This is a genomic window from uncultured Gimesia sp., assembly GCF_963976445.1.
In the GTDB taxonomy this organism is placed as follows: domain Bacteria; phylum Planctomycetota; class Planctomycetia; order Planctomycetales; family Planctomycetaceae; genus Gimesia.
The window spans coordinates 230501-251428 of sequence record NZ_CAXBKP010000007.1 but is presented as its reverse complement, the minus strand read 5'-3'; the positions used below and the strand labels follow the sequence as shown (position 1 = coordinate 251428).

Here is a 20928-nt window from a genome sequence, read left to right as displayed (position 1 = left end):
TTTGTTTCCATGACGCCAGAGTTGTGAGCGTCGATTTCGTTTATCAGACAGTTTTCAGAACATTCGGGCACATCGGTGGCGATTTTACAAATTTTAAAAGGGAAAGTTCCCGAACAGATTATCGAACTCAGTGGCGACCGGGTCATCATGGGCCGGCATCCCAACTGTGAGATTGTGCTCGATAATGTCGCCGTCAGTCGCTATCACGCACAGATTCTAGAAAGTCACGGCTTCTTTTATCTGGAAGATCTGCACAGCCGCAATGGGACTCTGCTGAACGGGACGGTCATCGAAGGCCGCACGGAACTGCACGAAAACGATACGATCAGCATTTGTGATATTCAGATGCAGTTCTTATTGGACTATCAGGATTCGCCTGATTTTCTCGATTCGGCCATTCAACAGACGGTGGAAGTCAGTAATCAATCCTTGAAACAGGGTTCGCATTCACTGGCACTGGATGGAAGCGCTCATGAAGGCGTGTTGGATGGCTCCTCGATTATCAGCCAGCTCGATCTGAATACCAGTAGCCAACTCCGAATCAGCGTCAAGCCGGAAGTGAAGCTGCATGCGGTTCTGGAAATCAGTCAGATTCTTAGTCGTGCCTTGAAGCTGGACGAAGTACTGCCCCGAATTCTGGATGGCCTGTTCAAGATTTTTGCCCAGGCGGACCAGGGCTTCATCATGCTGCAGAGCCCGGAACGGAAAAAACTGGTTGTTAAAACAACGAAAGCCCGCCGCGCGGAAGATGAAGATTCGATTCGGATCAGCACCACAATTGTACGTCAGGCGATCATGAGTGGTTCTGCGATTCTGAGTGCCGACGCGGTCGGAGATGATCGATTCAAAATGAGCGAGAGTATTACCTCGCTCCGAATCCGTTCGATGATGTGTGTGCCGCTGGTCTCACAAGGGGGCGACATTCTAGGAGTCATTCAAATTGCGAGCCGCGATATCGGTCAGCAGTTTACTAAAGACGATCTGGATGTGATGGTGGCGATTGCACAACAGGCAAGCCTGGCCGTTGAAAATGCCAAGCTGCACGAGGATTTAGTCAAACAGCGAGATATTGAACGCGATCTGGAATTTGCCCATCAGATTCAGTTAGGACTGCTGCCACATACTCGACCGAAATTCAAAGAGTATGAGTTTTTTGATTACTACGAATCAGCCCAGAGTGTGGGCGGCGATTATTTTGATTATATCGATCTCCCGAATGGAAAATTGGTTGTCACATTAGGCGACGTGGCGGGCAAAGGCGTCCCGGCGGCGATTCTGATGGCGCGGCTCTATGCATCAGCACGCTATCAGGTTCTTTCGAGGAATACTCCGGAAAAAGCCCTGGGAGAATTAAACACGGAAATTGCGTCCAGTGAAGTCGGGCTGCGGTTTATCACGTTTGTTCTGGCAGTGCTTGATCCGAAGAAGCATACGGTTTCGATTGTTAATGCCGGACATATGGCGCCATTGCTTCGAAAAAGTGCCGATGGAAGCGTAGAACCGGTGGCACAAGAGAAATCAGGGATGCCATTGGGAGTGTTGAAGAAACAGACGTTCCATGTCGAAACGATTACGCTCGATCCAGGGGACACACTTTTGTTTTACACGGATGGAGTCACAGAAGCGATGGATCAGGATAATAACCTGTATCATAAAGACCGCCTGGTAAAATATCTCAAGTCGGGGCCGGATGAAGTGGAGCCACTTGTGAAAGGCCTCCTGGTTGAAGTCGAGGCGTTCCAAAACGATTCCATACAAAAAGATGACATGTGTGTTGTCTGCTTCCGTCGCAAGAAATAAAACACGCTCTCAGAGTCCATTCAATAATTTACTGGTCTCTTTTTTGTTCCCACTCAACAGATGAGGCCCACTTTGACAACGGATGTGATTTCAATTCTCGGCGACGAGGGCAAGGTTGCGCAGAGGCTCGAACGGTATGAGAATCGTCCCGAGCAACTGGAAATGGCCGAAGCAGTCGCACAGGCGATTGAAAATAAGAACCATCTGCTCGTGGAAGCCGGAACCGGGGTTGGAAAAAGTTTCGCCTATCTGGTCCCTGCAATACTGGCGACCTGTAAACAGAATGAGACCAGATCGGGCAAAGACCGCAAACGGTTGATCGTCTCGACGAATACGATCAGTCTGCAGGAACAGCTCATCAACCGGGATATCCCATTCTTGAATGCGGTCTTACCGGTCGAGTTTTCGGCGGTGTTGGTGAAAGGCCGCTCGAATTACATGAGTCTGCGTCGCTTGAAAGGGGCCGTCGATCGAGCCGGCAGTACCTTTTCACGTGAAGACGAATTACATCAACTCGATCAGATTGTGGAATGGTCGCGTAATACCACTGACGGCAGCCGCTCGGATCTGGAATATCGTCCTCTGCCGAAAATCTGGGATGAAATTCAAAGCGAGCATGGAAACTGTCTGGGGAAACGGTGTCCCACTTACAAAGAGTGTTTCTATTATCGGGCGCGCCGCCGTGTCTGGAATGCAGATGTGCTGGTGGTAAACCATGCCCTGTTCTTTTCAGATCTGGCAATCCGCCGGGAAGGCAGCAGTATTCTGCCTGATTATGATACGGTGATTCTGGATGAAGCACACACGATTGAAGCGGTCGCCGGCGATCATCTCGGTCTATCCATTACCAACAGCCAATTCGATTATCTGTTTAACAAGCTCTATAACGACAGAACTCAGAAAGGGCTGCTGTTGCATCACAATCTGATCGATTGTCAGCAGCATGTAACGCGTCTGCGATTTATGGTCGAAGGTTTGTTTGATCATTTACTGGAATGGCAGTCGAGCCACGGCCTGTCGAATCGACGCATCCGGCAGCAGCCGCCGATTGAGAATTTGGTCACACACGAGATGAAGTTGCTGTCAGCACAGATATTCGAGTATGCCTTTTCCCTGAAAAACGAAGAAGAAAAGATCGAGCTGCAGGCCGTCGCAGAACGCAGTTCTGCTCTGGGAGATGCGGTAAACAGCTGGCTGACGCAGCAGGCGGAAGGAGATTCGGTTTACTGGGTGGAAGTTTCGCGAGGACGAACACAACGCGTGAAAATGGTCAATGCACCGGTCGATGTCGGGCCGGTACTCCGCGACGAATTGTTTAATCAGACAGATACCGTCATTCTGACCAGCGCTACACTGGCGGTCGGCGACCAGGACTTCAGTTTCACGCGCTCCCGTCTGGGCTTAACGCAGTGTAAAGAATTGAAGCTGGGAAGCCCGTTTAATTACAAGGAGCAGGTCCGCTTGATTCTGCCTGGATCAATGCCCGATCCCGGCGATGCACCGGCGGCGTATGAAGCGGCAGTGGCTGATAAATTAAAACAGTATATCGAACAGACAGACGGTCATGCGTTTGCTCTGTTTACCAGTTATAAAATGATGACGCAGTGTGCCGATCGAATCAGTGGCTGGTTACAGGAGCATAATCTGGCCTTGTATCTGCAAGGAGAAGGCTTACCGCGTTCCTTAATGCTGGAGCGGTTTCGGAATAATCCCCGGGGAGTTCTGTTCGGAACGGACAGTTTCTGGCAAGGCATCGACGTACCCGGTGATGCGTTAACCAACGTGATTATTACCAAGCTTCCTTTCAGTGTGCCCGATCATCCTCTGCTCGAAGCGCGTGTCGAAGCGATTCGCAATCGAGGGGGAAATCCGTTTATGGATTATCAGATTCCTGAAGCGGTGATCAAACTCAAGCAGGGCTTCGGGCGGTTGATTCGCTCTGCCAGCGATCAGGGGCAGGTCGTCATTCTCGACCCGCGGGTCCGCACCAAACGTTATGGTCAGAAGTTTCTGGACAGCCTGCCTGACTGTACGGTGATCATTGATCGGGAAGAAAACTTCGATTAATCGGAACCGAAAATGATATCGCTGCTGCAGTAGGAGCCGCCAAAATTATTCGCCAGTGTGACGACCTGATCCAGTCCGTCGAGAAACAGGGGCCGGCTCAAGTCGGTCAGCGGATGTAAAAACAGGGACCAGAGCACCTCGTCGCCAATCGCATAGCGTGCATCAAGGGAGCGGTCGAAATTGGCTTCCATCACTTCCCATAAATCATCTTCGTCCAGGTCTTCCTCTTTTAGAATTGGCGTCATGATACGCACACGGTCATGGATTTCATCCACAACCAGAAACAATACCCGCTTTTTATATTCTACTTTCCAACAGCCTGCTCCCGTTTCAAGGAGGGTACTCACCTCTTCAATCAACTCCGATATAGATTGCGTATTCAACGCCGTTTTTATTGTCGCAATCATTGTCCTACTCCTTGAACAAATAAACCCAGTGATTGAAATCATGGCCCGGCTTTTAGAAACCCGGGCAATCGAACCTGATGTGCAGGTATTCTGTCTAAACCATTACTTTCAGGATGTCAGGCCTTTTTTTGCAACAGAGATCTGTTACGATTTCTGAGATCGGGCTGATTTCAATGTTCCTCACATCTCTATTGTTTAGCAATTCGCTTCTAAAAAGCAACATATTTTTTAATACCTTGCCGAATTCTGTTTTTTGAAGATAGGAAAACCTGGAATTCGGATTAAAATCAACTCGGTTTTTCACTTGATGATTACTTCAGATGCAGGCAATACCTGAAAGTAATTCTCATCCAGTTCTTGCGGAGTTCCATTGACGAACCACGACTCAACACAATCAGGTCACTTGTCAGAATTAGAGCAGCAATATCAGGATTTGCTCAACAATAATTTCCTGCAATGGAACAACCGCCGTACGTTTTCGCGTTGTCTGGGTGTGGGAGGCCAGGGGGTTGTTTATCTGAGTGCGCGCGAAGGCGCCGATGGGTTCAATATTCCCGTGGCACTCAAACTCTTTTCTCCCAAACGCTATGACAATGGTCGTGCTTATCAAAACGAGATGGCCCGACAGTCTCAAGTCGCTGCCCGTGTCGCGCGGGTTCAGGAAAATCATCTGGTCGCTGTACAGAATTTTGTGAAGCGGAAGCAGATCTACATCATGGAAATGGAATGGGTTGACGGCTATGACTTGCGCAGTCTGCTCACACCGGCGACGTTCAAACAGATTCGAGAACAGGTGACGCTGCGTCGCTGGAAAAACATCAATAACAATGTTTTTACCAAAGGGGTGCAACAACCGCGTTTGAAACCAGGCATTGCTGTGGCCATTCTTCGTGAGTGTCTGGCAGCTTTGGCGGCATTACATCGCAACGAGATTATTCACTGCGATATGAAGCCGGCCAACATCATGCTCAAACGCAGTGGGAATGCCAAGATCATTGACATCGGTTCGGCCGTTGATTTGAATAACCTGCCTTCCAATCAACCCTGCACGCCAACCTATGCTGCCCCGGAAGTTCTCTCGGGAGAACGGGCCACTCCGCAATCCGATCTTGCCAGCCTGGGTTACATTCTGATTGAATTCATTACCGGATTTCAGCCGTTTGCGAATTTAAAATACGCCCAATTGATCAAAGCCAAACAAAATATTCTGCAACAACTTCCGCGATGGTTTCCTGATGAAGAATTCGCGTTAAGCGAACCGTTAATGAAACTGATTCATCGCCTGGTGCATCCCGATCCTGCCGAGCGTTTTAGCAGCGCCGAAACTGCTGACTTGGGCGAAGACGGCGCCGCCGAATTCCATCGCTTACTCGTGAAGAGCGATCTTCCCAGCGATTACGAGAATGAATTACGGCTCTGGATTGAAGAAGTCGAAACCGATTATTTCGAAGAGGGTCAATCTACCGCCGACCCCAATACGACCGTGTTCACGACCGCACCCTGGCAGGACGAAGATCAGGATGAATTGTCCGCGGAATCCTGATTCATTCCTGATTTCGCCGATATCTTTACAATGCTAAGAAAAGTAGGCACTGTGCATCTGACTTTGATCGGCTTTTCCCTCTGATTTTTTTACAATCCAGATTTGCTGTTGCCCTCAAAGCCTGTTATTTTAGTTAGATACAACATCATTTGCTCTCAATCATCATCAGAGGTCCTTCCGTGAAAAAGCGTCTCACCTTATTTCTGCTTCTGTTTGTTTTCGTAGCTTCGCCATCAGTGCCGGCTGCCCCACCGACATTTGAATTAAAGTCGGGTGACCGGATTATATTTCTGGGCAATACCATGATCGAGCGGGCGCAAAAGTTTGGGAGTTGGGAAAGCGTCTTCTTGCGAAGTTTTCCGAAAGCCAAACTGTCGTTCCGCAATCTGGGATGGAGTGCGGATACCGTCTGGTCTGATTCTCGCGGCATTTTTGATCCACCAGCAGTCGGTTATCAGCGGATGCTCAAACAAGTCAAAGGTTTGAATCCGACTGTGATTCTACTTGGCTATGGTGGCAACGAAGCATTCGCCGGCAAACAGGGCTTACCCGCATTTCAAAAACAGTTGAATCAACTGATCACTGATTTGAAACCAACGGGGGCCAGGTTGGTGATTGTTTCGCCGCATCGCTACGAATATGCAGGGCATCCGCTGCCGGACCCTGCCGCACACAATCGGGATCTAAAGTTCTACTGTGATCTTTTACAGGAGACTGCTGCCGCGGGAAATCATGATTATGTTGACCTGTATTCCGACTTAATTCCTGAACCTGCCGGCAAGCCACAACTCAAGTTGACGAACAATGGGATTCACTTGACTAAAGCCGGTTATCAGAAAGCCGCCGAACTGATCTCCGTTGATCTCGGCTTAAAACCCATCACTTTATCTCCCTCTGTTGAGCAGGAAGTGAGCCAGTTAACCTTTGATAAAAACCGTGAGTATTTTTACAGCTGGCGACCACAGAATATCACCTACCTGTTGGGCTTCCGCAAACATGAGCAAGGCCAGAACGCCAAAGAGTTGCCACAGTTCATTCCACTGATTGAAGAAAAAGAGGCGACCATCCATCGCCTGATTTCCACTCAGTAGCTGTGACCATTGGTTCTTGGCGTAAGAAATTCTTTCCGACCTGTTTTTGATCTCTAAAGGATCGTTCCTGTGATAAATCAAGCCGCTCTCCCGCTGAAACGCATTATTTCCGGTTCTCTTGCTCTGCTTTGTCTGTTGACCAGTTCTTCTCTCTGGGCACAGCGGGATTTGACCGATATTCCTCCCACAGATCCTGAACTCGAACGTAGATCATTCAAAGTGGCGGAAGGTTTCGAAGTCAATCTGTATGCGGCTGATCCGCAAATTGCCAAGCCGATTCAGATGAATTTCGACGCCCAGGGCCGGCTCTGGATCGCTGCTTCGGAAATTTATCCACATATCAAGCCGGGCGAAAAAGCCAACGATAAAATTCTCGTCGTGGAAGACAAAGACGGTGACGGCACCGCAGATAAAACGACGGTCTTCGCAGACGGTCTCTTGATTCCAACTGCTGTCATGCCAGGCGACGGTGGTGCGTATGTCGGAAACAGTACGGAACTGCTGCACTTGAAAGATACCGACGGCGACGGCAAAGCAGACGTGCGCAAGACGGTACTCGCCGGATTTGGAACCGAAGACACGCACCATATTCTCCACACACTCCGCTGGGGACCGGGGGGACACCTTTATTTCAATCAATCCATTTATATTCATAGCCACATCGAAACACCGCACGGCGTAAAACGCTTGAATGGCGGCGGGATCTGGAAATATCGCCCGGAAACGATGGAGCTGGAAGTCGCTATGCGTGGCATGGTGAATAGCTGGGGCCATCATTTTGACCGTTGGGGACAATCATTCGCCACCGACGGTGCCTACGGGCACGGTATCAACTACACGTTCCCCGGTGCTGCTTTTGTGACGGCGGTTGGCGCGGATCGCATTCTGAAAGGTCTGAATCTCGGCAGTCCCAAACACTGTGGCCTCGAAATTCTCAGCGGCCGCCATCTGCCGGATGACTGGCAGGGGAATATGATTACCAACGACTTCCGCGGTCATCGCGTCTGCCGCTTTGTTGTGTCGGAAAATGAAGCCGGTTATGTTTCACGGGAACAGGTCGAAGTCATCAAAACCGACCACGTCGCGTTTCGCCCGATTGATGTCAAAATGGGGCCCGACGGTGCGATCTACATTGCCGACTGGTACAACCCGATCATTCAGCACGGCGAAGTCGATTTCCGCGATCCCCGCCGCGACCATACACACGGACGTATCTGGCGTGTGACTTACAAAGGCAAACCAACACTGCCCCGACCCAAACTGGTCGATGCCACCAATCAGGAATTACTCGATGCTTTGAAAGTGCCTGAAGAGTGGACGCGTCAAAATGCGAAAAATGTTCTGCGGGAACGGGGACAGGCCAAAGTTGAACGCGATTTGAAAACCTGGGTGAGCCATCTCGATCCCAAAGATTCGCAGTTTGAACACAATCAACTGGAAGCACTCTGGGTGGCTGAATGTATTAATAGCGTACAGCCAGAACTATTGACGCGTTGTTTGAATTCCAAAGACGGCAGAGCCCGCGCCGCCGCGGTCCGCGTCGCACGCCACTGGAAAGACAAACTGCCCAACTCGTATGAACTCATTGCACCACTGGCCGGCGATACGCATCCACGTGTGCGTCTGGAAGCCGTCCGTGCGCTTTCGTTTTATGATCGACCCACAGTCTTGACCGACTCTTACCAGGCTCTCGATCAACCCGTCGATGAATTTCTGGACTACGCCCTCTGGCTCACCACACGCGAAACGAAATCAACCTGGCTACCACAGGTCTTGGAAGGAACCTCTTCGCTTCAAAAAACGCCGAAGAAACTGCTGTTCGCGTTGACCGCCGTCAACTCTCCCGAAGTGGCACCGGTGATTACAAAACTCATCCAAACGGGACAAATTCCCGACAGCGAATTACAAACCAGCCTGAACCTGATCGCCAAATTTGGCAACGCCAACGATTTACAGCAACTGTTTGCACTCGCTTTGAAAGACGATACCAAACCAGCCCAGCAGGCCGCTATTCTGCGGGCACTGTCGCAGGCGTTTCAAGCGAGAAAAGTAAAACCGGCGGGTGACTTGAGTTCGTTGCAGCAGCTGTTTACTTCGAAAAATCTGTCGGTCCAGCAGGCGGCCATCGATTGTGCAGGGCTCTGGAAAAATAAATCTTTACTATCGCCAATTCGTAATCTGGCACAATCGGATCAGACCAAATTAGAGTTACGAAAATCGTGTCTCTTTGCATTAGCCCGCTTGGGTGGCGTAGAGAATCAGGATATTCTCGAGAATCTGAGTATTTTCAGTGATTCACAAGATCTTCGCATTGCAGCTGTCGCCGCGCTTGCGGAAATGAATCTTAATCTTGCTGCCAAGCAAACAGTAAGCTTGATGAACGATATCACTTCACCTCCGCAGCTTTCCGCACTGTCGAATATCTTCCTGCAGCGAAAAGGGGGCGCGGGAGTGCTCGTCAATGCACTCAAAGGAAAGACGATTGCCAAGGACGCTGCCATTCAACTGGGACGATTGATTCAATCGACGGGCCGATCGAATCCGAAGCTTGCCAAAGCGATCGCTGTTGCCGGGGGCTTGACCAGCAGTGGTGCGCCACAACCGGTGAAACTTTCGCCGAAAGAAATGGCCAGCATGATTAACGACGTCAAAACCAAAGGGGACGCCCATCGCGGCGAAGCCATTTTCCGTCGGGAAGATCTTTCCTGTTTGAAGTGCCATGCGATTGGGGGCGCCGGCGGTAAAGTTGGTCCCGATATCATCAGTCTCGGCGGCAGTGCACAGCCGGATTATATCGTCGATTCACTGTTGGACCCGAATAAAGCAGTCAAAGAAAATTATAACGCGCTGACCGTCATCACGGATCAGGGAAAAGTCTTCTCGGGAGTTCTGGTCCGTCGCACAGACACCCAGCTGGTACTGCGGGATGTGAATGATAAAATCATGAATGTTCCTTTGGACCAGATTGATGAAGAAGTCCCCGCTGCGTCTCTGATGCCCGTTGGTTTATTGGATAAACTGACGCAGCAGGAATTGATTGACCTGACGCGGTTTCTGTCGGAACTGGGGAAAACGGAAGCCTATACGGTCGGGAAAGAACGTGTCGTACGTCGCTGGCGTGTGATGAAAGGGACACCGGAAGCAATGCACGCGATCCGTCGTACTCGACACGCGACCGCCTCCACGGAAAACCCCGCGTTTGTCTGGGAGCCAGCTTACAGTCGCGTCGATGGCAATTTGCCCGTCAGAAAATTTGACGAGATCGGCAAGCTGCACGTATCGAATCGCGCCACGGGCGCTGCGTTTGTCCGCTGTGAACTGGAAGCGACTTCACCCGGCAAAACGATTCTGAAATTCAATTCAGTCGATGGCCTGAAAATGTGGATCGGCGAAAAGCCGGTAGTCCTCAAGCCCGAGACCGAACTGGAACTCACCAAAGGCAAGCACCGGCTGACCTTCGCCATTGATCTGACTCCCGAACGGGACGTGCTGCGTCTGGAATTATTGGACTCAGCAGACTCTCCCGCGCAAGTGGCGATTGTGAACGGGAAGTAAGTCTGTTCAATCCGATTCAAACATTATTCCAGAGCGTGGCATACTTTTTTTGATATTTGAGCTCCGATTCGATTTCGATTAATTCTTTAGCCAGTTTCTTGATCTCTTGATCCTGAAGCTGGTCATAGAGTGTTCTGAGCCCCTGCAGAAAGTCATAGCGGATCAACGTGCAGTTTTTCTCGGCTGCACATTCTTTAAAACGGAATTCAACCCCTTCCAGAAATAACTGAAGCTGTTCCTTTCCTGCGGCTCCCACTTTCCAGAGTGACTGAATGGTGTGCCGGGCGGTGACGAAGCGTTCGTCTCTGGTGACTTCGAGCAGGGCCGGGAATGCGTTTCGCATTTGATTCCTGGGGTCACTCTTCGCCAGATTACAGAGCAGCTGGGCGGCGATGGCGCGCTGACGATTATTTTCGTGACTGAGATTCATGACCATCTCGTCCCAGACTTCATAGGTCCACTCAACTGGCTGATCCGTTTCTTTTATCAGGCTGAGAAACGCCTGGTGTTGCAGCTCCCGATCATCAGAAGCGAGTTGATCCAGGTATGTTCTGGTCGTTTTGTTCATGAAGTGATCCGCTATCAAGAGTCGTTTGTGGAACGAGTTGCCAATTTTAGTCATTCTGTTCTGCTGCAACCAGATCACTCTGAACTAACAAACTAAATTGCGTTTTGAGTTTAAATTCTGAATGCATTCGGGTTATGATGAATTGAGGCAGCAGGACGCCGTCGGGGTTTATTAACGCAAGAAATCAGCCTTGGATCAAACAAATTACTATTTTGAAGATCGAGGCACGAAGCATTCTTTTCTGAAAATCATTGAACAGGAGCGCACAATGTCAACAACTACAGCCAGTGAACTGTATCCCGAAGTGAAGTCCTTTCTCGAAGGGGGACCGTTAAAAGGTGTTGTCGGGGGGAACGAAGTCGAAGCGAACAGCGGTGAAACGTTTGTGACGTCAGATCCGGGTACTGGTAAGCAATTGGCCGAAGTCTTCAGCTTCCAAGCCTCAGATATCGATATGGCCGTCGATGTAGCGGATGCCGCTTTCCGGAAAACCGGCTGGGCGCAAATGCCACAGAACGAACGCAGCGCACTGCTACATCGTCTGGCGGATGCCGTTGAAAAACATAAACCAATGATTGCCCAAATCGAAGCATTGGACGCCGGCAAAATTGAAGCACAAGCGCAAGGCGACGTGCAGAACTTTGTCGATACGATGCGGTACTTCGCCGATCTGGCACAACATGTCCAGCGTCGTTCGGTTCTGGCTGTTCCGAATCACGAAGCCTGGACGGTGCGTCAGCCTTACGGTGCGTGCGGCTTTATCTTTCCCTGGAACTTTCCCTTCCTGTTGATCGGCTGGGGCATCGCTCCCGCGTTGGCTGCTGGAAATACGGTTGTCATCAAACCGGCGGAAGACACCCCAATGTCGGCGATTTATCTGGGACGTCTGGCGAAAGAGGTTGGCATTCCGGATGGCGTGATTAATATCGTACCCGGGCTTGGTTCAGTCGCGGGCGCCGCATTGTCTGGCAATCCCAAACTCAAACGTATGTCATTCACTGGTTCTCCTGAAGTGGGCCGCATGGTTGCTGAATCCTGCGGTCGCAATCTGGTGCCGGTCAAGCTTGAACTGGGTGGAAAGGGAGCAGCCGTCGTCTTCAATGACGTCGATATTCCCGACACTGCGGAAAAACTGGTGAATGCGATTACGTTCCATACCGGGCAGGTCTGCTGCGATGCCACACGCTGGCTGGTTCACAAAAACATCTACGATGAATTCGTTAATGAATGTGTGAGTCGTCTCAAAAAAGTCCAGGTCGGTTATCAGTTGGATGATGCCTCACAGATGGGGCCTGTTGTGAATGCGAAGCAACACCAGCGGGTGCTTTCCTATCTGGAAAAAGGACAGGACGAAGGAGCCGAGTGCCTTCTCGAAGGGGGGCCTGCGGAAGTGGCCGGCTACAATGGTTTCTATGTGAAGCCGGCACTACTGGCAGGTACGTTGGAAAATGTAGCTGCTCGTGAAGAAATATTCGGACCGGTTGCCTATCTGGCACCATTTGAAACGGAAGAGCAGGCCATTGAGATGACCAACAGTACCGATTACGGTCTGGCGAATAGTGTCTGGACATCGGATTTGAGCCGTGCCTCCCGTGTTGCCGAAGCAATGTGTGCCGGCAATAGTTGGATCAATGCTCATAATGTCTTCGCACACGGCGTTCCTTATGCCGGCATCAATAAGAGTGGTATGGGAGGCGGCGTATTGTCCGTCGAAACCCTGTTCGATTACTGGCGCAGCCTATCGGTAGTACGCCCTCTGTAAGCGGCATTTGCTTGTGAAATTATCAGGCCCGCAGCACGTTATTTTCAAGACGTTCTGCGGGCCTTTTTTGTTATGTTTCTTGGTAAAATAAGTAGTTTTAAACTCAGACCTCATAAATGGTTGGGACGCGTTGATTACTTGCTTGACAGTCCCCGTTCCGAGGCTTTAAGATCAAGGTAACGATCCGTTTGCTGGGACCCACCTGTTCTCCCGGACCATGATGGCATGGTTTGGTTTCTAAGAGACGCACCAGGATCGCTATCAGATGATAAAATACAGGGCATGATAAGTATGCGTTCTCGTTCCCTTTTAATCTGGCTGCCCGTTGTTGTATTGGGTGCCACGTTTATTTCTGTGTTTGCTGCGGAAGACAGTAAGCCACAAACGGCGTTGGCCGAAGCGAAAGTCGATTTCAGTCGAGATATTCGCCCGATTCTGTCCAACAATTGTTTTTTCTGTCACGGTCCGGATGAAAAACACCGCGAAGGCGACTTGCGGCTCGATACCAAAGTCGGGGCGTTCGAGAGCGCGATTGTACCGGGCAATCTCAAAGAGAGTGCTCTGATCGAGCGGATTCTGGCGACCGACGCGGATGAGCGAATGCCGCCCGCTGACTCGGGGAAAACATTGAAGCCCGCAGAGATCGAATTGCTCAAGCAATGGGTTCAGCAGGGTGCTGACTGGCAGGATCACTGGGCGTATGTCAAACCAGAACAGGCCGCGTTACCAAAAGTCAAACAGATCGATTGGCCGCGGAATGAGATCGATTATTTTGTGCTCTCGCGATTAGAAAAAGCAGGACTTACTCCTTCCAAAGCAGCCGATCGTCGGACTTTAATCCGCCGTCTGTATCTGGATCTGCAAGGACTGCCACCCTCAGCTACTGAAGTTGATGCGTTTGTGAATTCAAAAGATCCAAAAGCGTATGAAAAGCTGGTCGACCATCTTCTGGCATCACCCCAGTATGCAGAACGGATGACACTCAAATGGCTCGACCTGGCCCGCTATGCTGATACGAACGGTTATTCGATTGATGGCGGACGTCACATGTGGCTCTGGCGGGACTGGGTGATTAATTCGTTTCATAAGAATCAACCCTTTAATCAGTTTATCACCGAACAGATTGCCGGCGATCTGATTCCCGAAGCGACCCCCTGGCAGAAAGTTGCCACCGGTTTCAGTCGCAACCATATGATCACGCACGAAGGGGGCACGATTCCCGAAGAGAATCTCCTGAACTACACTGTCGATCGTGTGAAAACCACTTCGGAAGTCTTCATGGGCTTAACGATGGCGTGTGCCCAATGTCACGACCATAAATACGATCCGATTACCATGAAAGACTTTTACCAGTTCATCGCGTATTTCAATACGCTTGAAGATCGGGGACTGGATGGTAACAGCGGGGTTAACGCCGGTCCGAAACTGTCCGTTAAAACAGAACTCTCTTTTGCGGCTGCGGAATTAAAATCGCTGGATCAGGAGCTGGCCCGGCTGCAGAATGAACTGGCGCATCCCGATGAATCAAAGCGTGCTGCCTGGGAAGCACAAGCCCAACGGGAGCTGGCAGAACGCGGGGAGGGTTTGAAACTGCATGAGCTGGAAATCGTTAAGGTCTCTGATCCCAATACGCGGACCGCGTTTGAAACCAGTGCGGACGGGCATATTCTTGCACTAACGGCGAGCGGCCGTTCGCCTTCCATTTCATTGAAAGTCAAACCGGGCGTGGAACAACTGACCGGCTTACGGATTGTCTTTTATCCGAATGAAAAACTACCCGAAGGAGGCATCGGGCACGGCAAGAAAGAATCGTTTCCCGGCGGATTCATTTTGACGAGTTTCGCTACTTCGGGAACCGCAATCCATTCCGATCAACTCGACCTGTATGCGATGTTTAATATCGCCAGGATCACCGCCAGCAATTCGCACGCCGATTATCCGGTCATCGATTGTCTCGATCCGCGTGACCACAATGGCTGGTCGCCCGCACCGCAAAATCAAAAACAACAGCATTTGACCGTGACGTTTGACAAACCGTATGCAACAAAAAACTCTCCCTATGTCACAGTGATGCTGGTCTGGGGCGGCGGAAAATTTGGCGGGCGTCAGGCGTTAATGGCTGGCGATTACCAAGTATTGGGAATCTCTGGCGTGGATGATGGAACCAACATTCCGGATGACATTCAGAAGATACTGGCAGTCGATCCAACAAAACGCGATGCTAAACAGATTGCCGCTCTAAAAACCTACTATAGTCAAATTGCACCCGAATTCGAAAACCTGCGGTATCAACTGACCAATCTCAAAGAACGCCAACAGATGTTGACCAGTTCGTTTGAAACGATGGTCATGAACACCGCGAAAAAACCACGAGAAACGTTCATTCTGAATCGCGGGCAATACGATCAGCCGACCGAGAAAGTCTCGACAGGCGTGCCCGGCTTTTTACCCGAATTACCGGGGAAGGCCCCCGCAAATCGAATGGCGCTCGCCCAATGGTTGACCTCGCGGGAGAATCCGCTGGTAACGCGTGTGGCCGTCAATCGATTCTGGGAAATGCTGTTTGGTCAGGGAATCGTCTCGACGACAGCCGACTTCGGTTCACAGGGTGATCCGCCATCGCATCCGAAATTACTTGATTGGCTATCAGTGGACTTTTACGAGTCGGGCTGGGATGTCAAACGCATCATGAAAAAAATCCTGATGTCGGCGACGTATCAACAGGCCTCCGCGGGAACGCCGGAACTTTGGAAGCAGGATCCGCAGAATCGTCTGTTGGCTCGTGGCGGTCGGTTCCGTCTACAGGCAGAAGCCATTCGCGATGCGACGCTCAAAGTCTCTGGCCTGCTCGTCGAACGTGTTGGCGGAGCGAGTGTGAACCCCTATCAGCCGGAAGGGCTATGGCGCGAAGTCAGTCACTATGGCAGTTCGCCTGCGACCGCGCAGGTCTTCGTGCAGGATCATGGCGAGAAATTGTATCGCCGGAGCATGTATACGTATTGGAAACGGACCGTACCACCGCCGAACATGCAGACATTTGACGCACCGAACCGCGAAGTCTGTCTGGTCAGCCGGGCGCGAACGAATACGCCGTTACAGTCACTCGTACTTTTAAATGATGTGCAGTTTGTGGAAGCTTCACGGAACTATGCCGAGCGGATCATGAAAGAGGGCGGGACGGAGATCGACTCGCGAATTCAGTTCGCGTTCAAAGAAGCACAGGGGCGTCTGCCTGAAGCGTGGGAAGTGAAAACAGCCAAAGCCGCTTACCTGCGTGAGTTGAAAAATTATCAATCCAATGAAAGTGCCGCGCTGGCGTTATTAAGTCAGGGAGAGTCGAATCGCGATGAAGGTCTCCCTCCCGCAGAAGTGGCTGCCTGGACCGCCGTTGCCAGCATGATTTTCAATACCTACGAATTTATTACCCGGGGATAGTGATGGACCCAATATTTGAATACGAACGCAATGTAACACGGCGTACGCTGCTGGGACGCTCGGCGCGTGGCATCGGCGGGGCAGCTCTGGCTTCTTTGCTGTATCCGGAACTATTCAATCAGAGTGCGCATGCGGAAGCGGTTCCTGAAGCGGTAAAGCAAATTGCGCCCAAGGCAAAACGGATTATCTATCTGTTTCAGTCGGGCGGCCCTTCGCACGTCGATCTGTTTGACTATAAGCCGATCCTGCGGAAACTGCATGGCTCAAATCTGCCTGATTCGGTTAAAGGAACACAACGTGTGACGGGAATGACGGCCCGCCAGAAATCGTTTCCGGTGGTCGCGCCCTTCTGGGAAATGAAGCAGTGCGGTCAGCATCAGACCTGGATCAGTGAACGGCTGCCTTATACGCAAACGATCGCCGATGACATTACGATTCTCAAATCGGTCAACACCGAAGCGATCAACCATGACCCCGCGATCACATTCATTAACACGGGCACACAGCAGATCGGGCATGCGAGCCTTGGCGCGTGGCTCAGTTATGGACTGGGAAGTGAAAATGAGAATTTGCCTGCGTACATGGTGATGCTTTCACAGGGGACCGGCAAGAACCCGGGGCAACCTCTGTTTGATCGCCTGTGGGGTTCCGGTTTCCTGCCACCCAGTCATCAGGGAGTCAAGCTGCGTCCCGGCTCCAGTCCCGTGTTGTATCTGTCGAATCCAGCGGGCATCGATCGAAAGCAACGTCGCAAATTATTAGACGATTTAGCGACGTTGAATCGAGGACAGGCCGAGGAAATTGGCGATCCTGAAATTCAGGCCCGCATCAATTCATATGAAATGGCGTACCGGATGCAGACGTCGGTTCCCGGCTTGATGGATCTTTCCAGCGAGACGCAACAAACATTTGAAATGTACGGCCCGGAATCACGTAAGCCGGGCAGCTTCGCGGCAAACTGTCTGCTGGCCCGACGGATGACCGAACGCGGCGTGCGGTTTGTGCAGCTTTTTCATCGAGGCTGGGATCAGCATGTTTCACTCAAAAGCCAGTTGCCTAATCAGTGTCTCGACGTGGATCAACCCTCGGCGGCGTTAGTGAAAGATCTCAAGCAGCGCGGTTTGCTGGATGAGACACTGGTGATCTGGGGCGGGGAATTCGGTAGGACCGTTTACAGCCAGGGCGCGATCGGCAGCCCGAGTGCGGGCCGGGATCATCATGGCCGCTGTTTCTCGATCTGGATGGCAGGCGGCGGTATCAAACGCGGATTCGAATACGGCAAGACTGACGATTTCTGCTACAACGTTGTCGAGAACCCGGTTCACATTCGTGATATGAACGCCACGATCCTGCACTGCATGGGCATTGATCATCGCCGGTTGACCTATAAATATCGCGGCCTCGATGCAAAACTAACGGGCGTCGAAGAAGCTCACGTTGTGCATGATGTTTTGAGTTGACGCTGGTTTGGGATGGATCTGTTTGGGGTAGGGATACTAAAGATGATCCGCACTGTCGGGCCAGCCGACTGTGGCACACGCCGTTGAATAGATTGTGATTAATGGTTCTTTTCTGACGTTGTCTTTTCTCATTGTTAATTCTTGATCTTCTGAAAGTTTCAGCATGAAGTTCTGTTTCATTGTGCTTGCGTTTTTGTTCTGTTTGCCGCTTTACTCACAGGCTGCTGATGTTTCAAAGACGGAGAAACATATTGGCAACTATCGTCGGGGGCGTGCTCTGTTTGCGCAGCGGGGATGTGCTGCCTGTCATGCCTTGGATGGGAAAACCGTATCGCTGGGGCCGGATTTGACCAAGCCTGAGAAACCGTTGACGCGTCAGGAGTTTCTAGAGTCGATCAACGAGCCGAGTAAACAGATTAAGAAAGGATATGAGGCGTACTCGATCCTTTTGGAGTCGGGAAAAGTTCTGACGGGACGAATTACCAAGCAGACCGATGATGCGGTGACCGTGCTGATTCCTGATAATCAACTCGTGAAAGAACAGACGATTCCACGCGATGAGATTGAGGAAATGATCAAACAAGCGGTTTCCGTGATGCCTAAAGGCCTCTTGAAAGGAGTGCCCGAGTCACAGGTGTCTGATCTATTAGCATACCTCGCGTCCGTCGGTGATCCCAAATTTACCACGCCGCCGAGCGCCACGATTCCCACGAAACTGTCAGGTGTGATGCTTGAACCGGAAGCAACCGATTCGACTGTTTATTCACCTGAGGAGTCCATGAAGCGGATTCATGTGGCTACCGGTTATCGACTGGAACTGGTTGCTGCTGAGCCGATGATTGAAGAGCCGGTACTCTGTGTCTGGGATGGCAACGGTCGGATGTACGTGGCCGAGATGCGAACCTATATGCAGGATGCCGATGGTATCGAGCAGGATCTTCCCAAGTCGCGCGTGTCGTTGCTGGAAGATACTGATGGCGACGGCCGCATGGATAAGGTGACCCGGTTTATCGACAACATGGTACTGCCGCGGATGATTCTGCCTCTCGACGATCGCATCATTGTCAATGAAACGTATACCGAAGATTATTATAGCTATCGCGATACAAACGGCGATGGAGTGGCCGACGAAAAGATTCTGCTTTATCCGGGAGGCAAGGCTGGCGGGAACCTCGAACATCAAAACAGTGCTCTGACCTGGGGACTCGATAACTGGATTTATTCTGCACGACAGGGGACCCAGCGACACCGCTACCGGAACGGGAAATGGGAGTCCGAGCGGATTTATGGGGACAACGGTCAATGGGGTCTGGCGATGGATGATGTCGGGCGTTTCTTTCTCTCCGCGGCAGGAGGAGAGAAACCGGCGTACGGATTTCAGCAACTGCCGCAGTACGGCAGAATGCAACTGCCGGGAGAACTGGAGTCGAATTTCGAAGCTGTTTACCCGATTGTAGAGATGGTCGATGTCCAAGGTGGATTGGGACGCGTCGACAAGGAACGAGGCGGGTTGAATCGCTTTACAGGCTGTGCCGGGCAATCAATCTTTCGCGGCGATCAATTGCCGGATGATTTTTACGGGGACTACATTCTCCCCGAGCCGGTCGGTCGTCTGGTGCGACGTGCAAAAGTGACGCAGATCGACGGTAAAAGGGTTCTCAGTAATGCGTATGAAAATTCCGAGTTCATCGCCTCAACGGATAAAAACTTTCGACCGCTCTGGTCGGCCACTGGTCCTGACGGCTGTCTGTATATTGTCGACATGTACCGCGGCATTATTCAAGAAGGGAACTGGACGAAAAAAGGCTCGTACCTGCGGGGCGTGATCGATAAAGAGGGTTTCGCGAAAAACATCGGCCGCGGTCGCATCTATCGTGTGGTTCATGACTCGACGGTTCGCCAGGCGTCTCCCAAGCTGCTGGATCTATCGACCGCACAACTTGTCGAAGAACTTTCCCATCCCAACGGCTGGCGGCGCGATACAGCACAGAAGCTAATTGTTCTACGAAATGACAAATCCGTCGTGCCGACTTTGGAGCAGTTAGCTCAGGCAGGTGACTCACCGCTGGGGCGGATGCATGCCCTGTGGACGTTAGACGGACTTGAGGCGATAACGAAATCCATGATTCTCACTGCTCTCGGTGATTCTGATCCGCGCGTGAAACAGGCGGCGATGCGACTTAGCGAACCGTTGCTGGCAGACGAGGCTGATCTCGTCAAGCAAGTTGCCGATGCCGGCTATGATGATGACACTAGTGTCGTCGTGCAGGCGGTCAATTCGTTACGGTATGCAAAATCAGATCTGGGGCGGCAATTGATTAGTGAGTTCGCCGCCGCGTATGTTGAGAATGATCTGGTGCTGGTTTCAGCTCAGGCCAGTCTGCGGTATCGGGAAGGGGGGGATCAACCCACGTTTACTAATCTGGATGCGAAAACACTGGCGCAGATGAAACAGGGCTATCAGACTTATACGCTGTTGTGCATCCGATGTCATGGGCATGATGGCAAGGGGGCGCTCTCCAGTGATGGGCTGCAACTGGCTCCCTCGCTGGCGAAATCACCACGCTTGCTGGCCAATCCGGAATTGCCTGCTCGGATTTTGCTGCACGGTCTCAGTGGCCCGATTGAAGGGAAGAAATACCCGGGCCTGATGGAATCGATGAAGCGGCAGGATGACGCGTGGATCGCGTCGGCGTTGACGTACGTCCGCAACAGTTTTGGCAATGCCGGCTCCGCGGTCACAGTCGAGGATGTGGCTCGCGTGCGCAGCATGACACACGACCGCACACAGCCTTATACGATTGCAGAGTTGGCCGAATTTCTGCCGATCTCACTGGATGTCATGAAAACGTGGGAACTCTCTGCCTCACATGGCGGAGAGCATGTGGGGGCGGCGATTGATGGGAATCCAGATTCGCGGTATTCCACGAACGGAAGCATGCAGCCCGGTATGTGGTTCTCGTTCGACATGAAGCAGCCTTACAACGTGACTAGCATTCTACTCGACACACAGAAATCAAGAAACGACTACCCGCGCGGGTATGCGGTCTCGATCAGTGACGACGGCAAGACGTGGTCCACGCCGATCATCGAGGGTAAAGCGACGACGGCAATCACTGATATCCCGTTTCCTCAAGACGTTTCTGCCCGCTTCGTGAAGATCGAGCAAACAGGTCAGCACGGTCTATTTTGGTCGATCCATGAATTGAAAGTGTATGGCAAGCCGACTGAGTGACGGCT

General features: G+C 51.4%; 11 protein-coding genes. 9 read left to right on the top strand and 2 right to left on the bottom strand.

All coding sequences use genetic code 11. From position 1 onward, the window contains the following. The first annotated feature begins 75 nt into the window (after nt 1-75). A complete protein-coding gene (locus tag AAC022_RS10640; protein ID WP_339730780.1) occupies nt 76-1800 on the top strand; it encodes a SpoIIE family protein phosphatase in 1725 nt (574 codons plus the stop codon). 72 nt (nt 1801-1872) lie between these two features. Further along, the gene (locus tag AAC022_RS10635; protein ID WP_339730779.1) at nt 1873-3867 is read left to right on the top strand and encodes a helicase C-terminal domain-containing protein; all 1995 of its coding nucleotides are present in this window, start codon (nt 1873-1875) and stop codon (nt 3865-3867) included. Here the strand turns inward: AAC022_RS10635 and AAC022_RS10630 are convergent. Beyond that, entirely contained in the window at nt 3864-4274 is a 411-nt protein-coding gene (locus AAC022_RS10630; protein ID WP_339730778.1) for a hypothetical protein, read from the bottom strand. The genes AAC022_RS10635 and AAC022_RS10630 overlap by 4 nt on opposite strands. A gap of 370 nt (nt 4275-4644) precedes the next feature. Here AAC022_RS10630 and AAC022_RS10625 point away from each other — a divergent pair, with 370 nt between their 5' ends. The 3 genes from AAC022_RS10625 to AAC022_RS10615 all read left to right on the top strand — a co-directional run bounded on the left by AAC022_RS10625 (nt 4645) and on the right by AAC022_RS10615 (nt 10463). Further along, nucleotides 4645-5817 carry a serine/threonine-protein kinase gene (locus tag AAC022_RS10625; RefSeq protein WP_339730775.1) on the top strand — a complete coding sequence of 391 codons (1173 nt, stop codon included), beginning with the start codon at nt 4645-4647 and terminating at the stop codon, nt 5815-5817. 179 nt (nt 5818-5996) lie between these two features. After that, nucleotides 5997-6908 carry an SGNH/GDSL hydrolase family protein gene (locus tag AAC022_RS10620; protein WP_339730774.1) on the top strand — a complete coding sequence of 304 codons (912 nt, stop codon included), beginning with the start codon at nt 5997-5999 and terminating at the stop codon, nt 6906-6908. A 69-nt stretch (nt 6909-6977) separates the two neighbouring features. Continuing rightward, entirely contained in the window at nt 6978-10463 is a 3486-nt protein-coding gene (locus tag AAC022_RS10615) for a PVC-type heme-binding CxxCH protein (protein ID WP_339730773.1), read from the top strand. A 16-nt stretch (nt 10464-10479) separates the two neighbouring features. Here AAC022_RS10615 and AAC022_RS10610 read toward each other — a convergent pair whose 3' ends face one another. Continuing rightward, complete coding sequence (locus AAC022_RS10610) at nt 10480-11031, bottom strand: hypothetical protein (protein ID WP_339730771.1); 552 nt, start codon at nt 11029-11031, stop codon at nt 10480-10482. A gap of 268 nt (nt 11032-11299) precedes the next feature. Between AAC022_RS10610 and AAC022_RS10605 the strand changes: the two genes are divergently transcribed. From AAC022_RS10605 to AAC022_RS10590, 4 genes are all read left to right on the top strand, one after another. Next, nucleotides 11300-12793: an aldehyde dehydrogenase family protein gene (locus tag AAC022_RS10605; protein WP_339730770.1), complete on the top strand. Its 1494-nt coding sequence runs from the start codon at nt 11300-11302 to the stop codon at nt 12791-12793. Nucleotides 12794-13084: 291 nt separating this feature from the next. Then, nucleotides 13085-16228 (top strand): PSD1 and planctomycete cytochrome C domain-containing protein, encoded by a 3144-nt coding sequence (locus AAC022_RS10600; RefSeq protein WP_339730768.1) that lies wholly within the window; start codon nt 13085-13087, stop codon nt 16226-16228. A 2-nt stretch (nt 16229-16230) separates the two neighbouring features. Continuing rightward, on the top strand, nt 16231-17688 hold the full coding sequence (locus tag AAC022_RS10595; RefSeq protein ID WP_339730766.1) for a DUF1501 domain-containing protein: 1458 nt from the start codon (nt 16231-16233) through the stop codon (nt 17686-17688). Nucleotides 17689-17851: 163 nt separating this feature from the next. Continuing rightward, on the top strand, nt 17852-20923 hold the full coding sequence (locus AAC022_RS10590; protein WP_339730765.1) for a discoidin domain-containing protein: 3072 nt from the start codon (nt 17852-17854) through the stop codon (nt 20921-20923). Nucleotides 20924-20928: the final 5 nt, after the last annotated feature.

Bases quoted from the DNA above. Each gene is read 5' to 3' on its own strand.
- AAC022_RS10610 (WP_339730771.1), bottom strand. From the start codon at position 11,031: ATGAACAAAACGACCAGAACATACCTGGATCAACTCGCTTCTGATGAT.
- AAC022_RS10630 (WP_339730778.1), bottom strand. From the start codon at position 4,274: ATGATTGCGACAATAAAAACGGCGTTGAATACGCAATCTATATCGGAG.
- AAC022_RS10595 (WP_339730766.1), top strand. From the start codon at position 16,231: ATGGACCCAATATTTGAATACGAACGCAATGTAACACGGCGTACGCTG.
- AAC022_RS10600 (WP_339730768.1), top strand. From the start codon at position 13,085: ATGCGTTCTCGTTCCCTTTTAATCTGGCTGCCCGTTGTTGTATTGGGT.
- AAC022_RS10590 (WP_339730765.1), top strand. From the start codon at position 17,852: ATGAAGTTCTGTTTCATTGTGCTTGCGTTTTTGTTCTGTTTGCCGCTT.
- AAC022_RS10605 (WP_339730770.1), top strand. From the start codon at position 11,300: ATGTCAACAACTACAGCCAGTGAACTGTATCCCGAAGTGAAGTCCTTT.